The organism is Burkholderia sp. MSMB1459WGS (genome assembly GCF_001534535.1).
Classification (GTDB): domain Bacteria; phylum Pseudomonadota; class Gammaproteobacteria; order Burkholderiales; family Burkholderiaceae; genus Burkholderia.
The window spans coordinates 36,368-50,569 of record NZ_LPMU01000061.1; the positions used below are offsets into that span (position 1 = coordinate 36,368).

Sequence of the window (14,202 nt, forward strand, 5' to 3'; positions counted from 1 at the left end):
GCGCGACACGCCACGGGTGTGACGGGCGCGGCGGACGAAAGGCGACGAGGCGGTCGATGAAGAAGGGGTGCGCATGGCCCGATTTTAGCGGAATCGGGGCCGCCGGGCCTGCTCCGGCGGCGCAGCGCGACGGCAGGGTGACGTAGCGAACACTGCGGCGCGCGGCCGGCGGCGCCGTTCTGTCGCGTTTTTCGACGGTGCGGCCGTTCATGCCGACGCCCGCCGTGCTGTCCCGCCCGGCATCGCCGCCCGTGCTATCGCGCCGTCGCCAGCCCGAGCGACAACGCGCCCGTCACGATCAGGCTCGACGCCCATACCGCATCCAGATTGAACCAGCTCCGCGACACGAACTTCAGCCCGAGATAGCGGTACACGAGCCACGCGAGCCCGCCACCGGCGGCGATCATCGCGGCCGCGTGCACGGCCGCGACGACGAGCGCCATGCCGAGGTGCGCATCGACGAGCCTCGCGGCCGCGCGATGGCCCGCATCCCGGTCGAGCCCGCAGAGGCCGAGGTAGATCGGCACGAGCATCAGCCCCGCGCCGTGCGCGAGCGCGACCGCGAACGACCACAGGCCGAGCCGCGCCGGCGGAATCCGCGCCAGCGCCCGCGGATGCCGGCGCCGGATCAGCAGCCCTGCGCCGAAGCCGATCACGAGTGCGCTCGCACCGATCCGGATCGCCGACTGCCAGGCGAGCAGCGCTGCAAGCAGCCCGAACGGCAGCATCACCGCGAAGACGGCGAGCGCATGACCGAGCGCGAGATAGCCGAGCGCGGCGACGAGCGCGGCGCCGCGGCGCGTCATCAGCGCGTTCGACACCGCGAGCGGCCAGCCCATCGCCGGGTTCAGCCCGTGATACACGCCGCTCGCGAGCACGGCCGCCCACCACGCGAACGGCACGTGAAGGCCGGTGCTCAACGCTTGACCGACGGATAGCAGAACGAATCGGTCGAGCAGTCGCCGCCTTCGAGCCGGATCTGGTGCGCGCGGTAACCGTCGGGGAATTCGACCCAGTAGTCGTCGGCGAGCGTCAGCCCGCCGTCCGGCCCCGCGTGCGCGAGCACCTGCGCGGCCGGCACGCCATCCGGATAGAACTGATCGTCCCACGTCGAATAGAGCGAGTTGGTCCAGTACACGCGCCGGCCGTCGCGGCTGATCTCGACCATCTGCGGGCCGCCCGCGAACGTGCGGCCGTTCGGGTGCGGCGCACGGCGCGCGATGCCGCCGATGCGTACCGACCCGGCCAGCACCGGGTTGTGCGGATCCGACACGTCGTACTGGCGCATTTCGCCGGTGCCCCAGCACGACACGTACAGGAACCGGTCGTCGAGCGACAGGTCGATGTCGGTCACGAGCGGCGGCACCGCGCCGAACCCTTGCAGCAGCGGCGGCAACGCGTCGGCCGCGGCCGGCTCGGCCGGGATCGTCGCGGTCTTCTTCGCATGGAACTTGCCGCCTTCGCGCCACCAGGTCCAGATCGAACCTTCGAGGTTGGTCGTATCGACCACGACGCCGACGAATCCGTATTCGCGCACCGGGTCGTGCGCGGGCCGCACCTCCAGCGCCATCTGGTGCTGCGCGCCGAGATCGATCGTCTGAACGTTGCGTCGCGCGCGCAGGTCCCAGAAATGCAGCCGGTGCCCGTACTTGTTCGCGAGCAGATCCTCGGGAACGATCCCGTTCTCGAATTGCGGCGGCAGCGCCCATTCGCTCGACACCATGTAGTCGCGCGGCAGGTTCCACCAGAAGTCGTAATGCTTGTCCTGCGGGCCGCGGTCGATCTCCCAGCGGCCGAGCACGTCGAAGGTTTCGCAATCCATGATGAAGATGCCGGGCGCGCCGTCGGTGCCGTCCTTGCCCGCGCCGCCGAGCGTGCTCACGTAGATGCCCTCGGGGCCGCAGTGCACGGTGTGCGGCCGCGAATAGCCGGTCTTCGCGAAGACTTCTTCGGGCTCGATGATCTTGTGGATCCGTGCCTGCGTCGGATGCGGCTTCGTGTCGATCACGTAGATGCGCGACGAGCGCAGGCCGGGGATGATCAGGAAGCGGCGCTCGAGGAACGCATGGCCGGTGAGCGGCGACAGCGACGACGAACACGCATTCCAGCCGAAGTGGTGAAACTCGTCGCCGGTGTTCGGCATCGTCACCGTATGCACGATCTTGCCGTACGTCGACGAACCGGGCTTCACGTCGATCACGGCGAGCGCGTCGGGTCTGGAAAAATCGGGGCTCAGCAACAACGTATACGCGAATGCTTCGGCCGGCGCCTGCATCGCGAGCTCGGGCGAAGCGTGAAACGTCGGATCGGGCCGCATGCTCATGGTGATGTCCTCTCGATGGTGTCGGATCGCTGACGCACGGCCTCTCTTGGCGGGCGTGCAGGCTGCGGTTGCCGCGCGGCGCGCATCATGCGGGCGAAGCGCTCGGCAGGAGCAGGCACGCGAGGGCGACGCGCGCGATGCCGTGCATCAGGTCGTGAAAGCGGGAAAAGGCGAAGGGTTGCCGCGCGGCGCCCGCCGCGAAACGGGCCGGCGCCATCGCGATGGTGCGATCGACGTATCGGCGACCGGGCCTGCGAAGCAGGCGATGTCTGTTAAGGCGTACATATCGATGTTCCGGCAGATGTCGTTGGCATCGGGGGCGGGCATGCATCGGACGCTGTGCGGGCGACGGGTTGGCCGTCGCGTGCGCGTGCCTAAGTGTAGACGAGAAACCCGCGGCGGGTCGCGTGCGGCGCCTGGCCGATCTGCCAGGTTCGCGCGCGAGTGAGATACTTGACGAAGTGCCGTTGCCGTCCGCGTCGCGGGCAGGCCACGGCGACGCGAAACGGTGGCGCCGGCGCCCGCGCGCCGGCTGCCGTCATCCACGAGGGACTGATTTCATGGGGAACGAGATGCTTGAAACCGCGACGCTCGGAGGCGGGTGTTTCTGGTGCACGGAGGCCGTGTTTCTCGACGTCGATGGCGTGACGGCCGTCCAGTCGGGTTACGCGGGCGGCCATACGCGCAATCCCGGCTATCGCGACATCTGCGAGGGCGACACGGGCCACGCGGAAGTCGTCAACGTGACGTTCGATCCGGCGCGCATCGGCTATCGCGAGATCCTCGAGATCTTCTTCGCGACGCACGATCCGACCCAGTTGAACCGGCAGGGCAACGACGTCGGCACGCAGTACCGGTCGGTCGTGTTCACGCATTCGGATGCGCAGCGCGACACCGCGCTCGACGTGATCCGCGAACTCGAGCGCGAACAGGTGTTCGGCCAGCCGATCGTCACGCAGGTCGTGCCGCTCGACGACAACTACTGGCCGGCGGAGGACTATCACCAGAACTATTACGCGCGGAACCCGGGGCAGGGCTATTGCTCGGTCGTGATCGGGCCGAAGCTCGCGAAATTCCGGCAGAAGTTCTCGCATCGGCTGAAGTCGCTGCGCGGCGCGTAAGCGCGGGCATGACCGGCGCAAACCGGCGTCACGCCGCCTCGTTGCGCCACTGCGCGCACGCGGCGGCGATTTCGCGCGCGAGCGCGATGCATGACAGCGGCGCGGAGCCTTCCGCCTTGTTGTTGATGGTGATGATCACCGGCTGCCCGGCCAGCGCATAGCGCGCGGCCAGTTCGGCGAGTGCCGAGCGCGTGGCCAGATCCTCGTCGACGAGCTTGTCGAACGGCTCGTATTTCGCTTTCGCCTGTTCGTACTTGAAGCCGCCGTGCAGGCTCCAGCGCACGATCAGCGGGCCCGGCGCGTCGCCGTCGAGCAGCGCGAGCGCGGCGGCCTGGCGCAGCGGGTCGGGCATCCGCGCGTGCAGGCCGACGCAGTAGCGCACGCCGAGCGCGGCCAGCGCACGGATGAAGCGCGGCGTGAGCAGGCTCGCGTCGCGGATCTCGATCGCGTAGCGCGTGCCGTCGGCGTCCGGCGGCAGCGGCGGCAGCGCTGCGAAGAACGCGGCGAGCCGGTCGATCAGCGCGGCCGGTTCCGCGAGCAATTGATCGGGCAGCGGCGAGAACTGGAACACGAGCACGCCGGCCTTGCGGCCGAGCCCATCGAGACAGGGCTGCACGAATTCGCGGGTCGCGAGCGGCGCATCGAGGAAGGTCGGGTTCGGCCCGGACGGCTCGCCGCGCCGGCCGCGGATCACCGCGTCGGTCACCGCGGCCGGCGCCTTCACGACGAAGCGGAAATCGTCAGGCACCTGTTGCGCGTAGCGCAGGTAATCGGCCACCGACAGCGGGCCGTAGAACGACCGGTCGAGGCTCACGCTCTTCAGCAGCGGATGTGCGCCATACGCTTCGAGCCCTTCGCGCGACAGCTTCGTCTGCGCGAAATCGCCGTCGTAGACGATGCCGTTCCAGCCGGGGAAATACCACGACGACGTACCGAGCCGCACGTTCGGCGGCAGCCCGGCCGCGACGTCGGCCACGTCGGCCGGGATCGGTGCGGGCAGCACGCCGCGCTTGCGGCGGCCTTTCTTCGGCGCAGCGGCCGGCGGGGACGGTTCGTCCCACAGCAGGCCGGACGACGGTACGGGCGCGTCGTCGGCGGCGGGGCGGGAAGTCGTACGGGCGGGCGGCGCCGGCTGCGCGTCTTTTTGCGCGTCCGGCGTCACGTGCTCATCGGGGCTGGCGGAGCGACCGTCGTTCGCAGGCGACGCGCGTGGGGCGTGCGTCGGCACGCCGAACAGGTCGAATTGTCCGTCGGCGTGCGACCCGTTGGCGTCGTCGTGCTGCTGTCGTTCCGGCGGCGCCTTGCGCCGCGTCCTGCCGTCACCCATGCATGCCCAGCGTGAGGCGCCGCCTAGCGCGGCAGCGCGTGTTCGTACATGTAGCGCCGCGACCACGGCAGCGTTTTCGCGCTGCGTCCGGCCTTGCGGCACACGATCTGGAAGATCGACACGTCGTCGTGCTCGAACGCATACGCGCAGCCGGCAAGATACACGCGCCAGATCCGGAATTTCTCGTCGTCGACGAGCTTTCTCGCTTCTTCGGCTTTCGCTTCGAAGTTTTCCGTCCAGATATCGAGCGTGCGCGCATAGTGCCGGCGCAGGCTTTCGACGTCAACCGCCTCGAGTCCGCCGCGCTGCGCCGCTTCGAGCGCAAGGCTGATGTGCGGCAGCTCGCCGTCCGGGAACACGTAGCGATCGATGAATTCGCCGCCGCCGAGCGCCGTTTCGCCGCTTTCCGCGTCGGTCGACGTGATCCCGTGGTTCATCGCGATGCCGTCGTCGGTCAGCAGCTCGCGGATGCGCGAGAAATAGAGCGGCAGGTTCTTGCGGCCGACGTGCTCGAACATCCCGACGCTCGTGATGCGGTCGAACTGGCCTTCGATCTCGCGGTAATCCTGCAGACGAATCTCGATCCGGTCTTCGAGCCCCGCCGCCTTCACGCGCGCGGTCGCGAGGTCGAACTGGTTCTGCGACAGCGTCACGCCGAGACACGTCGCGCCGAACTTCTGCGCGGCGCGCAGCACGAGTGCGCCCCAGCCGCAGCCGATGTCGAGCAGGCGCTGGCCGGGCTCGAGCCGGATCTTCGTGAGGATGTGGTCGATCTTCTTGATCTGCGCGGTGGCGAGATCCTCGTCGCCGTTCTCGAAGTACGCGCACGAGTACACCATGTTCTCGTCGAGCCACAGCTGGTAGAACTCGTTCGAGACGTCGTAGTGGTACTGGATCGCCTTCTTGTCGGTGCTCTTCGTGTGATTGAAGTAGCGCTTCACGCGGGCGAGCTTGCTCGCGCTCGTCACGGTGCTGCGAGCGAGCGAGTAGCCGATGTTGATGATGTCCGACAGCTTGCCTTCGATGTCGATCTTGCCCTTCACGTACGCCTCGCCGAGATTGTCGAGGCTCGGTTCGAGCAGCAGCGGCAACGCCGACGCACTGTTCACCTTCAGCGTGACCTGCGGCGCGCTGAAGGTGCCGAAATCGAGTTGTTCGCCGTTCCACAGCACGAGGCGCGCCGGTATGTTCGCCTTCGCCCGTACTTCGTCCGCCCACTGTGCCAGCTTCTTTTCCCAGAACATTTGGATTCTCCGTTTGTTCGTTGAATCGAATACAGCCAAGTATCTTGACCGGCGCCCGCCGCTTGCCGCGCGGGCGCCCGGATGCAACACGAGACACGGCCGGCACGCGCCGGCGGCGCGCTTACGGCGACAGGCGCGAGATCGTCCAGCCCGACGCCGCCGCGGCGTCGCGCGTATAGAGCAGGCGGTCGTGCAGCCGCGACGGGCGCCCCTGCCAGAACTCGATCGAATCGGGCACGAGGCGGTAGCCGCCCCAGTGGGGCGGGCGCGGCGGGTCGTCGCCGTAGCGCTCGCTGACGGCCCGTTCGCGCGCTTCGAGCGTCGCGCGGCTGTCGATCACGGTGCTCTGCTCCGACGCCCATGCGCCGATGCGCGAGCCGAGCGGGCGCGACGCGAAATAGCGGTCGCTTTCTTCCGCGCTGGTTTTCTCGATCCGGCCTTCGATGCGCACCTGGCGCTCGAGCTCGATCCAGTAGAACAGCAGCGCGGCTTGCGGATGCACGGCGAGATCGTGGCCCTTGCGGCTTTCGTAATTGGTGAAGAAGACGAACCCGCGTTCGTCGACGCCCTTGATGAGCACGATCCGGGCCGACGGCCGGCCGTCGGCGCCGACGGTCGCGAGCGTCATCGTGTTCGGCTCGGGCAGCTTGGCGGCGAGCGCCTCCTTGAACCAGCGATCGAACTGGGCGAAGGGATCGGGGGCGGCATCGGCCTCGTCGAGCGAAGCACGCGAATAGTTGATGCGGAGATCGGCGAGAGTCGTCATGTTATGCAAACGCTTCAATCTGGGGCCAGTATAGCGAACGCGCGAGAATCGTGCGTGCACAGTGGCGCGTGCGAGCGGGGAGTTCAGGCAAAATAGAGGGCTGCACGACTTACGTTTTCCTTGCTGCCATGTCCTCCGCCGACGCTGTCCCGCCCAGTTCTTCCGATCTTACCCCGACCCCGGAAATCCGGCTTGACGTGGATCGCGCGCGGCGTTTCGGCGGCGTCGCGCGCCTGTACGGCGCGCCGGCCGCCGCCGCGTTCGAGCGGGCGCACGTCGCGGTGATCGGAATCGGCGGCGTCGGGTCGTGGGCGGCCGAGGCACTCGCGCGCAACGCGGTCGGCACGCTCACGCTGATCGATCTCGACAACGTCGCGGAAAGCAACACGAACCGGCAGGTCCATGCGCTCGACGGCAATTACGGCAAGCCGAAGGTCGACGCGATGGCCGAGCGGATCGCGCTGATCGATCCCGCGTGCCGCGTGAACCGGATCGAGGATTTCGTCGAGCCCGACAATTTCGACGCGCTGCTCGGCGGCGGCTTCGACTACGTGATCGACGCGATCGACAGCGTGCGCACGAAGGTCGCGCTGATCGCATGGTGCGTCGCGAAGCGGCAACCGTTGATCGTCGTCGGCGGCGCGGGCGGGCAGCTCGACCCGACACGCATCCGCATCGACGACCTCGCGCTGACGATCCAGGATCCGCTGTTGTCGAAGGTGCGCGCGCAGTTGCGCAAGCAACACGGTTTTCCGCGCGGGCCGAAGGCGCGTTTCAAGATCAGCGCCGTGTATTCGGACGAGCCGCTGATCTATCCGGAAGCGGCGGCCTGCGACATCGAGGACGGCGCGGAGCCGTCCGCGGCCGCGCACGTCGCGGGGCTCAACTGCGCGGGTTTCGGCTCGAGTGTGTGCGTGACCGCGAGCTTCGGGTTCGCGGCCGCCGCGCATGCGCTGCGGGCGATCGCGGCACGGGCGGCCGGCTGAGCCCGCGGCGCGCGGGCGGGCAGGGCAAGATGATGCCGCGGCGCGGGTGACGTGCCGCGAGCGATACGGCGATGCAGCCGGGCCATCGCGGCCCGGCCGGGCGCGCATCAGTTGAGCGCCATGCTCAGCTTGCGTCGCCACGCGGCGACGAGGTCGGGGCGATCGCCGGCCAGTTCGAACACCGAGATCATCGTGCGGCGGCCGAGGTCGTCGCCGTAGGCGCGATCGCGCGTCACGATTTCCAGCAACTGTTCCAGCGCGCCTTCGTACGCGCGCCGCGCGATCAGGCTCTGCGCGAGGTCGAAGCGCGCGTCGAGATCGGCCGGGTTCGCCGCGATACGCGCTTCGAGCGCGTCGGTCGGCGGCAGGTCGGCCGTGGCGTCGAGCGCGTCGAAACGGGTCTTGATCGCCTGATAGCGCGGGTCGCCGTTCTGCACGGTTTGCGGCGACAGGCGTTCGGTTTCGGCGCGCGCGGCGTCGACCTCGTTGCGCGCGAGCAGCAGCTCGATCAGGTCGAGACGCGCGTCGTCGTAGCCGGGGTTCAGCGCGAGCGCCGCTTCGAGGTGCGCGAGCGCATCGTCGAAGCGCTGTTCGGCCATCGCATACTGCGCGGCGCGGCGCTCGGCTTCCTCGGCCGCCGGCAGCAGCCGGTCGAGGAACGCGCGCAACTGACCTTCGGGCAGCACGCCGACGAACTGGTCGACCGGGCGCCCGTCGGCGAACGCGATCACGTGCGGGATGCTGCGCGTCTGGAAGTGCGCGGCGAGTTCCTGGTTCTCGTCGACGTTGACCTTCACGAGCTTCCAGCGGCCTGCGTAGTCGGCTTCGAGTTTTTCCAGCAGCGGGCCGAGCGTCTTGCAGGGGCCGCACCACGGCGCCCAGAAGTCGACCAGCACGGGCGTGTCCAGCGACGCCTCGATGACGTCTTTCTCGAATGTGGCAAGCGTGGTGTCCATGTCGTTCTCTTCCGTTCGAATATCGTCAGGATGGGGGTGGCGCGTCGCTTTTTCAACGCGGCTTCGATTCGGGCAGCGGAATCCACTCGGTTTCGCCCGGCACCTTGCCCATCTCCTGGCGCGTCCAGGCCGCTTTCGCACGCTCGATCGCGTCGCGGCTGCTCGCAACGAAATTCCACTCGATGAAGCGTTCGCCGTCGATCCGGTCGCCGCCGAGCAGCATCGCACGCGCGCCGCGGCCGCTCGTCAGCGTGACCGTCGCGTCCGGCGCGAGCACGGCCATCCGTTCGGCCGGCACCGGCGTGCCGTCGATCGCGAGCTCGCCGTCGACCACGTAGACCGCGCGCTCCTCGTGCGACGCATCGAGTTCGAGCCGGCCGCCGGCCGCGAATTCGGCCGCGACGTACAGCGTGCGCGAGAACGTCGTCACGGGCGAGCGCAGCCCGAACGCGTCGCCGGCGATCACCGTCAGCGACACGCCGTGTTCGTCGCGCTTGGGCAGCGTGTCGGCCGCGTGGTGCTCGAACGACGGCTCGGTCGTCTCGTGCGCTTGCGGCAGCGCGACCCAGGTCTGGATCCCGTGCACGGTATGGCCGCTGGCGCGCTGCGCGTCCGGCGTGCGCTCCGAGTGGACGATCCCGCGGCCGGCCGTCATCCAGTTCACGTCGCCCGGCACGATTTCCTGCCGAGAGCCGAGGCTGTCGCGGTGCAGGATCGCGCCATCGAACAGGTAGGTGACCGTCGCGAGCCCGATGTGCGGATGCGGGCGCACGTCGAGCCCCGTGCCGGCCGGCAGCATGGCGGGCCCCATGTGATCGAAGAAGATGAACGGGCCGACGAGGCGTGCGGCGAGCGCGGGCAGCGTGCGGCGCACCTGCAGGTTGCCGATGTCGCGCACGTGCGGCTTCAGCAGGGCTTTGATCGAGTCGGTCATGGCGGGCCTCGTGGGAACGGCTGGATTGCCGGTCATTGTACTGGCGGCGCGGCGGCGCGCGTGACGGGGAACGCGAAGCGCGCGGTACGCTGCGGCGCGATGCGGCTGCGGCAGGCATGCGTCGTGCGGTATCCCCCGCGTTGCACGAGCCGCTGCGCACGCCGGCGGCGCGCGCGGCCGATTCCACGCGCGCAGCGCGGGTATCGGGCCGGGCGCGAAACCCGGTAGACTGACCGGCTTCACGACAATGATTCGACAATCGAAGGAGACGCCGATGATGGCCCCGAAGGACTTGCTGCTCGCGCTGGTCGTGATTCTGGCGTGGGGCGTGAACTTCGTCGTGATCAAGGTCGGCCTGCACGGCATGCCGCCGATGCTGCTCGGCGCGCTGCGCTTCACGCTCGCGGCCGTGCCCGCGGTGTTCTTCGTGCACCGGCCGCAGATTTCGTGGCGTCTGCTGGTGCTGTACGGCGCGACGATCCAGCTCGGCCAGTTCGTGTTCCTGTTCACCGGGATGTACGTCGGCATGCCGGCCGGCCTCGCATCGCTCGTGCTGCAGTCGCAGGCGTTCTTCACGCTGGTGTTCGCGATGCTGTTCCTCGGCGAGCGGCTGCGTGCGCAGAACCTGATCGGGCTGGCGATCGCCGCGGGCGGGCTCGTCGTGATCGCCGCGCAGGGCGGCCGCGCGATGACGCTCGCGGGCTTCCTGCTGACGATCTGCGCGGCCGCGATGTGGGCCGTCGGCAATATCGTCACGAAGAAGGTCGGGAAGGCGAATCTCGTGTCGCTCGTCGTGTGGGCAAGCCTCGTGCCGCCCGTGCCGTTCTTCCTGCTGTCGCTGTGGTTCGAAGGGCCGCAGCGGATCGCGATCGCGCTCGCGGGCCTGGACGGCGCGTCGATCTTCGCGGTCGTCTATCTCGCGTTCGTCGCGACGCTGCTCGGTTACGGGCTGTGGAGCCGCCTGCTGTCGCGCTACCCGGCCGCGCAGGTCGCGCAGTTCTCGCTGCTGGTGCCGATCGTCGGGCTCGCGTCGTCGGCGCTGCTGCTCGACGAGCATCTGACGCAAGCGCAGCTGATCGGCGCCGCGCTCGTGATGGGCGGGCTCGCGGTGAACGTGTTCGGCGGGAAACTGCTGAGCCGCGTCGCGGCGTCGTGACGCGCCGGCACGCGCTGCGTGCCGGCGGCAGGGGGCGGGCGGCGCTCAGGCCATCCGGTTCTTCGCGAGCGGCGGATTTGCGGCGAAATAACGCTTGATGCCGCGGAAGATCGCGTCGGCCATCTCGTCGCGATAGCTGTCGTCGTTGAGCCGGCGCTCTTCGTCCGGGTTGCTGATGAATGCGGTTTCGACGAGGATCGATGGAATGTCGGGCGCCTTCAGCACCGCGAACCCGGCCTGCTCGACCGAGCCCTTGTGCAGCTTGTTGATCCCGCCCACTTCCTTCAGCACGTAGTTGCCGTAGCGCAGCGAGTCGCGGATCTGCGCGGTCGTCGACATGTCGAACAGCGCGCGGTTCACTGCCGCGTCCGCCGTCTTGATGTTGATGCCGCCGATCAGGTCCGACGAATTCTCCTTGTTCGCCATCCAGCGCGCCGCGGCGCTCGTCGCGCCGTGGTCGGACAGCGCGAACACCGACGAGCCGCGCGCGGACGGCGTCGTGAACGCGTCCGCGTGGATCGACACGAAGAGATCCGCGCCGACGCGGCGCGCTTTCTGCACGCGCACGTTCAGCGGCACGAAGAAATCGGCGTCGCGCGTCATCATCGCGCGCATGTTCGGTGCAGCGTCGATCTTCGCGCGCAGCTTCTTCGCGATGTCGAGCGCGATGTGCTTCTCGTACGTGCCGGCGCCGCCGATCGCACCCGGATCCTCGCCGCCGTGGCCCGGATCGATCGCGACCGTCAGCAGGCGCACGGTGCCGCCCTTGCCGGATTTCGGCGCGGTGAACTTGTAGGTGTCGCCGTCGTCGTCGTTGTCGTCACGGCGCGCGATGACGGGCGGCGGCTTGACGGCCGGCTTCGCGGGCGTCGACGGCGTGCCGGCGGCCGGCGGCGCATGCGGCGCGGCCGGCGTGTTCTGCGCGAAACGCTGGAAGAATGCGTCGCTGTTGTCGCCCGCGGCGGGCGGCGGCGTGCCCGGGCCGGCCAGCGCGGGCGGCGGCTGCATCTGCTGCGCGCGCGCGGTGTCGTTGAGCGCCTGTTCCTTGCGTTCCGTCTGCGCGATCAGGTCGGACAGCGGATCGGGCGCGACGGCCGGATACAGGTCGAACACGAGCCGGTACTTGTACGTGCCGACGGGCGGCAGCGTGAACACCTGCGGCTTCACCGAGCCTTTCAGGTCGAACACCATCCGCACGACGTGCGGCTGATACTGGCCGACGCGCACCGACTGGATCTGCGGATCGTTCGGCGCGATCTTCGATACGAGGTCGCGCAGCGCCTGGTCCAGGTCGAGGCCGCTCAGGTCGACGACGAGCCGGTCGGGACCCTGCAGCAACTGTTGGCTATTCTGCAGCGGCTGATCGGATTCGATCGTGACGCGCGTGTAATCGCGCGCGGGCCACACGCGCACGCCGAGCACCGACGACGCGTGCGCGAGCCGCGGCGCGACGAGACCGAGCACCAGCGTCGACGCCCCCGCGCGCAGAATCTGACGGCGCCGCCAGTTGTGCGTCGCGGTGGCCGCCGATTCGATCGAGCGGAACGGTTTGATCAACATCTTTCGAGACATGCCTTTCCTGAAGCGCTGTACGCACGGACGGTGAGGGCGCGGCCGTCGCCGTCCACGTCGAGCGAGAAAACCAGATCGGGCACGCCGAGCAGGGCGCCCGCCTGTTGCGGCCATTCGACGAGGCAGATCGCGCTGGAATTGAAATATTCGCGAAAGCCTGCGTCGGACCATTCGGCCGGATCGTTGAATCGATACAGATCGAAGTGATAGACCTCGAGTTCCCCATCGCTGCGTTCGAGCGCGTACGGCTCGACGAGCGTATAGGTCGGGCTGCGCACGCGCCCCGAGTGGCCGAGGCCGCGCAGGATCGCGCGCACGAGGGTCGTCTTGCCCGCGCCGAGATCGCCGATCAGCTGGATCTGCAGCCCGTCGAACGCATGGGCGCGGTCGAGCGCGATGCGCGCTGCGTCGAGCGCGTGCGCGAAGCGCGTGCCGAAGGCCTCGGTTGCCGCTTCGTCGGCGAGCGCGATCACGCGCTCCGCGAGCGGGGCGGGCAACATGGCATGAGGCGGTTGGCTGGGCGTGGCTGGCATTCTCGTAAAATAGTGCGATGAACCGACTACCGGAACGCACCGCATCCGACAGGCCTTCGACTCGTGACGAAGGCGCGGCGCCGTGCGCGCTCGACGATGCGGCGTTGACTGCGCTCGCCGCTCGCATCAGGGCGTGGGGGCGCGAATTGGGTTTCGGGGCGATCGGCATCAGCGATACCGATCTCTCGGATGCCGAAGCAGGCCTCGCCGCCTGGCTGGAAGCCGGGTACCACGGCGAGATGGATTATATGGCGAAACATGGGATGAAACGCGCGCGGCCGGCCGAACTTGTGGCCGGTACGCGACGCGTGATCTCCGTGCGGCTCGCCTATTTGCCGGCCCAAACGCTCGCTGACGGTGCACCCGGCGGCGCGCCCGATGCGCTCGTCGCGCACGACTGGCGCGCGCGCGAACGAGCGCGGCTCGACGATCCGCAGGCGGCCGTCGTGTCGATCTATGCGCGCGGCCGCGACTATCACAAGGTGCTGCGCAACCGGCTGCAGACGCTCGCGGAACGCATCGAGCACGAGATCGGCGGGTTCGGCCACCGCGTGTTCACCGATTCGGCGCCCGTGCTCGAAGTCGAGCTTGCGCAGAAGGCCGGGGTTGGCTGGCGTGGCAAGCATACGCTGCTGTTGCAGCGCGACGCCGGCTCGCTGTTCTTTCTCGGCGAGATCTACGTCGATCTGCCGCTGCCGACCGATGCGCACACGTCGCCCGACATCGCGCCCGAGACGCCCGGCGCGCATTGCGGCAGTTGCACGCGCTGCCTCGACGCATGCCCGACCGGCGCGATCGTCGAGCCGTACCGCGTCGATGCGCGCCGCTGCATTTCGTATCTGACGATCGAACTGAAAGGCAGCATCCCCGAGCCGCTGCGGCCGATGATCGGCAATCGCGTGTACGGCTGCGACGACTGCCAGCTCGTGTGTCCATGGAACAAGTTCGCGCAGGCCGCGCCCGTCGCCGATTTCGACGTGCGGCACGGCCTCGACCGCGCGACGCTCGTCGAGCTGTTCGCGTGGGACGCCGACGCGTTCGATACGCGGATGCAGGGCAGCGCGATCCGGCGTATCGGCTACGAAAGCTGGCTGCGCAATCTCGCGGTCGGGCTCGGCAATGCGCTGCGCGCCGGCGCGGGCCGGCTCGACCCTCCCGCGCGCGATGCGATCGTCGCCGCGCTGCGCGCGCGGGCCGACGATCCGTCGCCGGTCGTGCGCGAGCATGTCGAATGGGCGCTGCGAGCCGCGTGAAGGCGGCGTAAAGTGTCGTCGGCGCGCGGGC

13 protein-coding genes are annotated in these 14,202 nt (G+C 68.9%); 4 read left to right on the forward strand and 9 right to left on the reverse strand.

The window, feature by feature from the left end:
• Positions 1-254 precede the first annotated feature (254 nt).
• Positions 255-920, reverse strand: a complete 666-nt coding sequence (locus tag WT97_RS22950; RefSeq protein WP_059504638.1) for a hypothetical protein — start codon at positions 918-920, stop codon at positions 255-257.
• The gene (locus WT97_RS22955; protein WP_059795728.1) at positions 917-2,323 is read right to left on the reverse strand and encodes a selenium-binding protein SBP56-related protein; all 1,407 of its coding nucleotides are present in this window, start codon (positions 2,321-2,323) and stop codon (positions 917-919) included. The genes WT97_RS22950 and WT97_RS22955 overlap by 4 nt, the downstream gene beginning before the upstream one ends.
• A 560-nt stretch (positions 2,324-2,883) precedes the next feature.
• Between WT97_RS22955 and msrA the strand changes: the two genes are divergently transcribed.
• Positions 2,884-3,444, forward strand: coding sequence for a peptide-methionine (S)-S-oxide reductase MsrA (gene msrA / locus WT97_RS22960; protein ID WP_059504641.1), 561 nt, complete (start codon positions 2,884-2,886; stop codon positions 3,442-3,444).
• Between the two features lie 28 nt (positions 3,445-3,472).
• Here msrA and WT97_RS22965 read toward each other — a convergent pair whose 3' ends face one another.
• From WT97_RS22965 to pdxH, 3 genes are all read right to left on the reverse strand, one after another.
• Positions 3,473-4,771: a DUF72 domain-containing protein gene (locus WT97_RS22965; protein WP_060354491.1), complete on the reverse strand. Its 1,299-nt coding sequence runs from the start codon at positions 4,769-4,771 to the stop codon at positions 3,473-3,475.
• 23 nt (positions 4,772-4,794) lie between these two features.
• Positions 4,795-6,015 (reverse strand): cyclopropane-fatty-acyl-phospholipid synthase family protein, encoded by a 1,221-nt coding sequence (locus tag WT97_RS22970; RefSeq protein WP_034208233.1) that lies wholly within the window; start codon positions 6,013-6,015, stop codon positions 4,795-4,797.
• 121 nt (positions 6,016-6,136) lie between these two features.
• Entirely contained in the window at positions 6,137-6,781 is a 645-nt protein-coding gene (pdxH, locus tag WT97_RS22975; protein WP_034208232.1) for a pyridoxamine 5'-phosphate oxidase, read from the reverse strand.
• 128 nt (positions 6,782-6,909) lie between these two features.
• Here pdxH and tcdA point away from each other — a divergent pair, with 128 nt between their 5' ends.
• On the forward strand, positions 6,910-7,767 hold the full coding sequence (tcdA, locus tag WT97_RS22980; RefSeq protein ID WP_060354492.1) for a tRNA cyclic N6-threonylcarbamoyladenosine(37) synthase TcdA: 858 nt from the start codon (positions 6,910-6,912) through the stop codon (positions 7,765-7,767).
• Positions 7,768-7,874: 107 nt separating this feature from the next.
• Here tcdA and trxA read toward each other — a convergent pair whose 3' ends face one another.
• Both trxA and WT97_RS22990 read right to left on the reverse strand, forming a co-directional pair.
• Positions 7,875-8,723 (reverse strand): thioredoxin, encoded by an 849-nt coding sequence (gene trxA / locus WT97_RS22985; RefSeq protein ID WP_011694383.1) that lies wholly within the window; start codon positions 8,721-8,723, stop codon positions 7,875-7,877.
• 52 nt (positions 8,724-8,775) lie between these two features.
• Entirely contained in the window at positions 8,776-9,657 is an 882-nt protein-coding gene (locus WT97_RS22990) for a pirin family protein (protein ID WP_060354493.1), read from the reverse strand.
• Between the two features lie 277 nt (positions 9,658-9,934).
• Between WT97_RS22990 and WT97_RS22995 the strand changes: the two genes are divergently transcribed.
• Positions 9,935-10,813, forward strand: a complete 879-nt coding sequence (locus WT97_RS22995) for an EamA family transporter (RefSeq protein ID WP_179949808.1) — start codon at positions 9,935-9,937, stop codon at positions 10,811-10,813.
• Between the two features lie 45 nt (positions 10,814-10,858).
• Here the strand turns inward: WT97_RS22995 and WT97_RS23000 are convergent, their stop codons facing one another.
• Both WT97_RS23000 and tsaE read right to left on the reverse strand, forming a co-directional pair.
• Positions 10,859-12,385, reverse strand: coding sequence for an N-acetylmuramoyl-L-alanine amidase (locus tag WT97_RS23000; RefSeq protein WP_059504653.1), 1,527 nt, complete (start codon positions 12,383-12,385; stop codon positions 10,859-10,861).
• A complete protein-coding gene (gene tsaE / locus WT97_RS23005; RefSeq protein ID WP_059795734.1) occupies positions 12,367-12,918 on the reverse strand; it encodes a tRNA (adenosine(37)-N6)-threonylcarbamoyltransferase complex ATPase subunit type 1 TsaE in 552 nt (183 codons plus the stop codon). The genes WT97_RS23000 and tsaE overlap by 19 nt, the downstream gene beginning before the upstream one ends.
• A 17-nt stretch (positions 12,919-12,935) precedes the next feature.
• Here tsaE and queG point away from each other — a divergent pair, with 17 nt between their 5' ends.
• Positions 12,936-14,171: a tRNA epoxyqueuosine(34) reductase QueG gene (queG, locus tag WT97_RS23010; protein WP_060354495.1), complete on the forward strand. Its 1,236-nt coding sequence runs from the start codon at positions 12,936-12,938 to the stop codon at positions 14,169-14,171.
• Positions 14,172-14,202: the final 31 nt, after the last annotated feature.

Bases quoted from the DNA above. Each gene is read 5' to 3' on its own strand.
- WT97_RS22955 (WP_059795728.1), bottom strand. From the start codon at position 2,323: ATGAGCATGCGGCCCGATCCGACGTTTCACGCTTCGCCCGAGCTCGCG.
- msrA (WP_059504641.1), top strand. From the start codon at position 2,884: ATGGGGAACGAGATGCTTGAAACCGCGACGCTCGGAGGCGGGTGTTTC.
- WT97_RS22965 (WP_060354491.1), bottom strand. From the start codon at position 4,771: ATGGGTGACGGCAGGACGCGGCGCAAGGCGCCGCCGGAACGACAGCAG.
- WT97_RS22970 (WP_034208233.1), bottom strand. From the start codon at position 6,015: ATGTTCTGGGAAAAGAAGCTGGCACAGTGGGCGGACGAAGTACGGGCG.
- pdxH (WP_034208232.1), bottom strand. From the start codon at position 6,781: ATGACGACTCTCGCCGATCTCCGCATCAACTATTCGCGTGCTTCGCTC.
- tcdA (WP_060354492.1), top strand. From the start codon at position 6,910: ATGTCCTCCGCCGACGCTGTCCCGCCCAGTTCTTCCGATCTTACCCCG.
- trxA (WP_011694383.1), bottom strand. From the start codon at position 8,723: ATGGACACCACGCTTGCCACATTCGAGAAAGACGTCATCGAGGCGTCG.
- WT97_RS22990 (WP_060354493.1), bottom strand. From the start codon at position 9,657: ATGACCGACTCGATCAAAGCCCTGCTGAAGCCGCACGTGCGCGACATC.
- WT97_RS22995 (WP_179949808.1), top strand. From the start codon at position 9,935: ATGGCCCCGAAGGACTTGCTGCTCGCGCTGGTCGTGATTCTGGCGTGG.
- WT97_RS23000 (WP_059504653.1), bottom strand. From the start codon at position 12,385: ATGTCTCGAAAGATGTTGATCAAACCGTTCCGCTCGATCGAATCGGCG.
- tsaE (WP_059795734.1), bottom strand. From the start codon at position 12,918: ATGCCAGCCACGCCCAGCCAACCGCCTCATGCCATGTTGCCCGCCCCG.
- queG (WP_060354495.1), top strand. From the start codon at position 12,936: ATGAACCGACTACCGGAACGCACCGCATCCGACAGGCCTTCGACTCGT.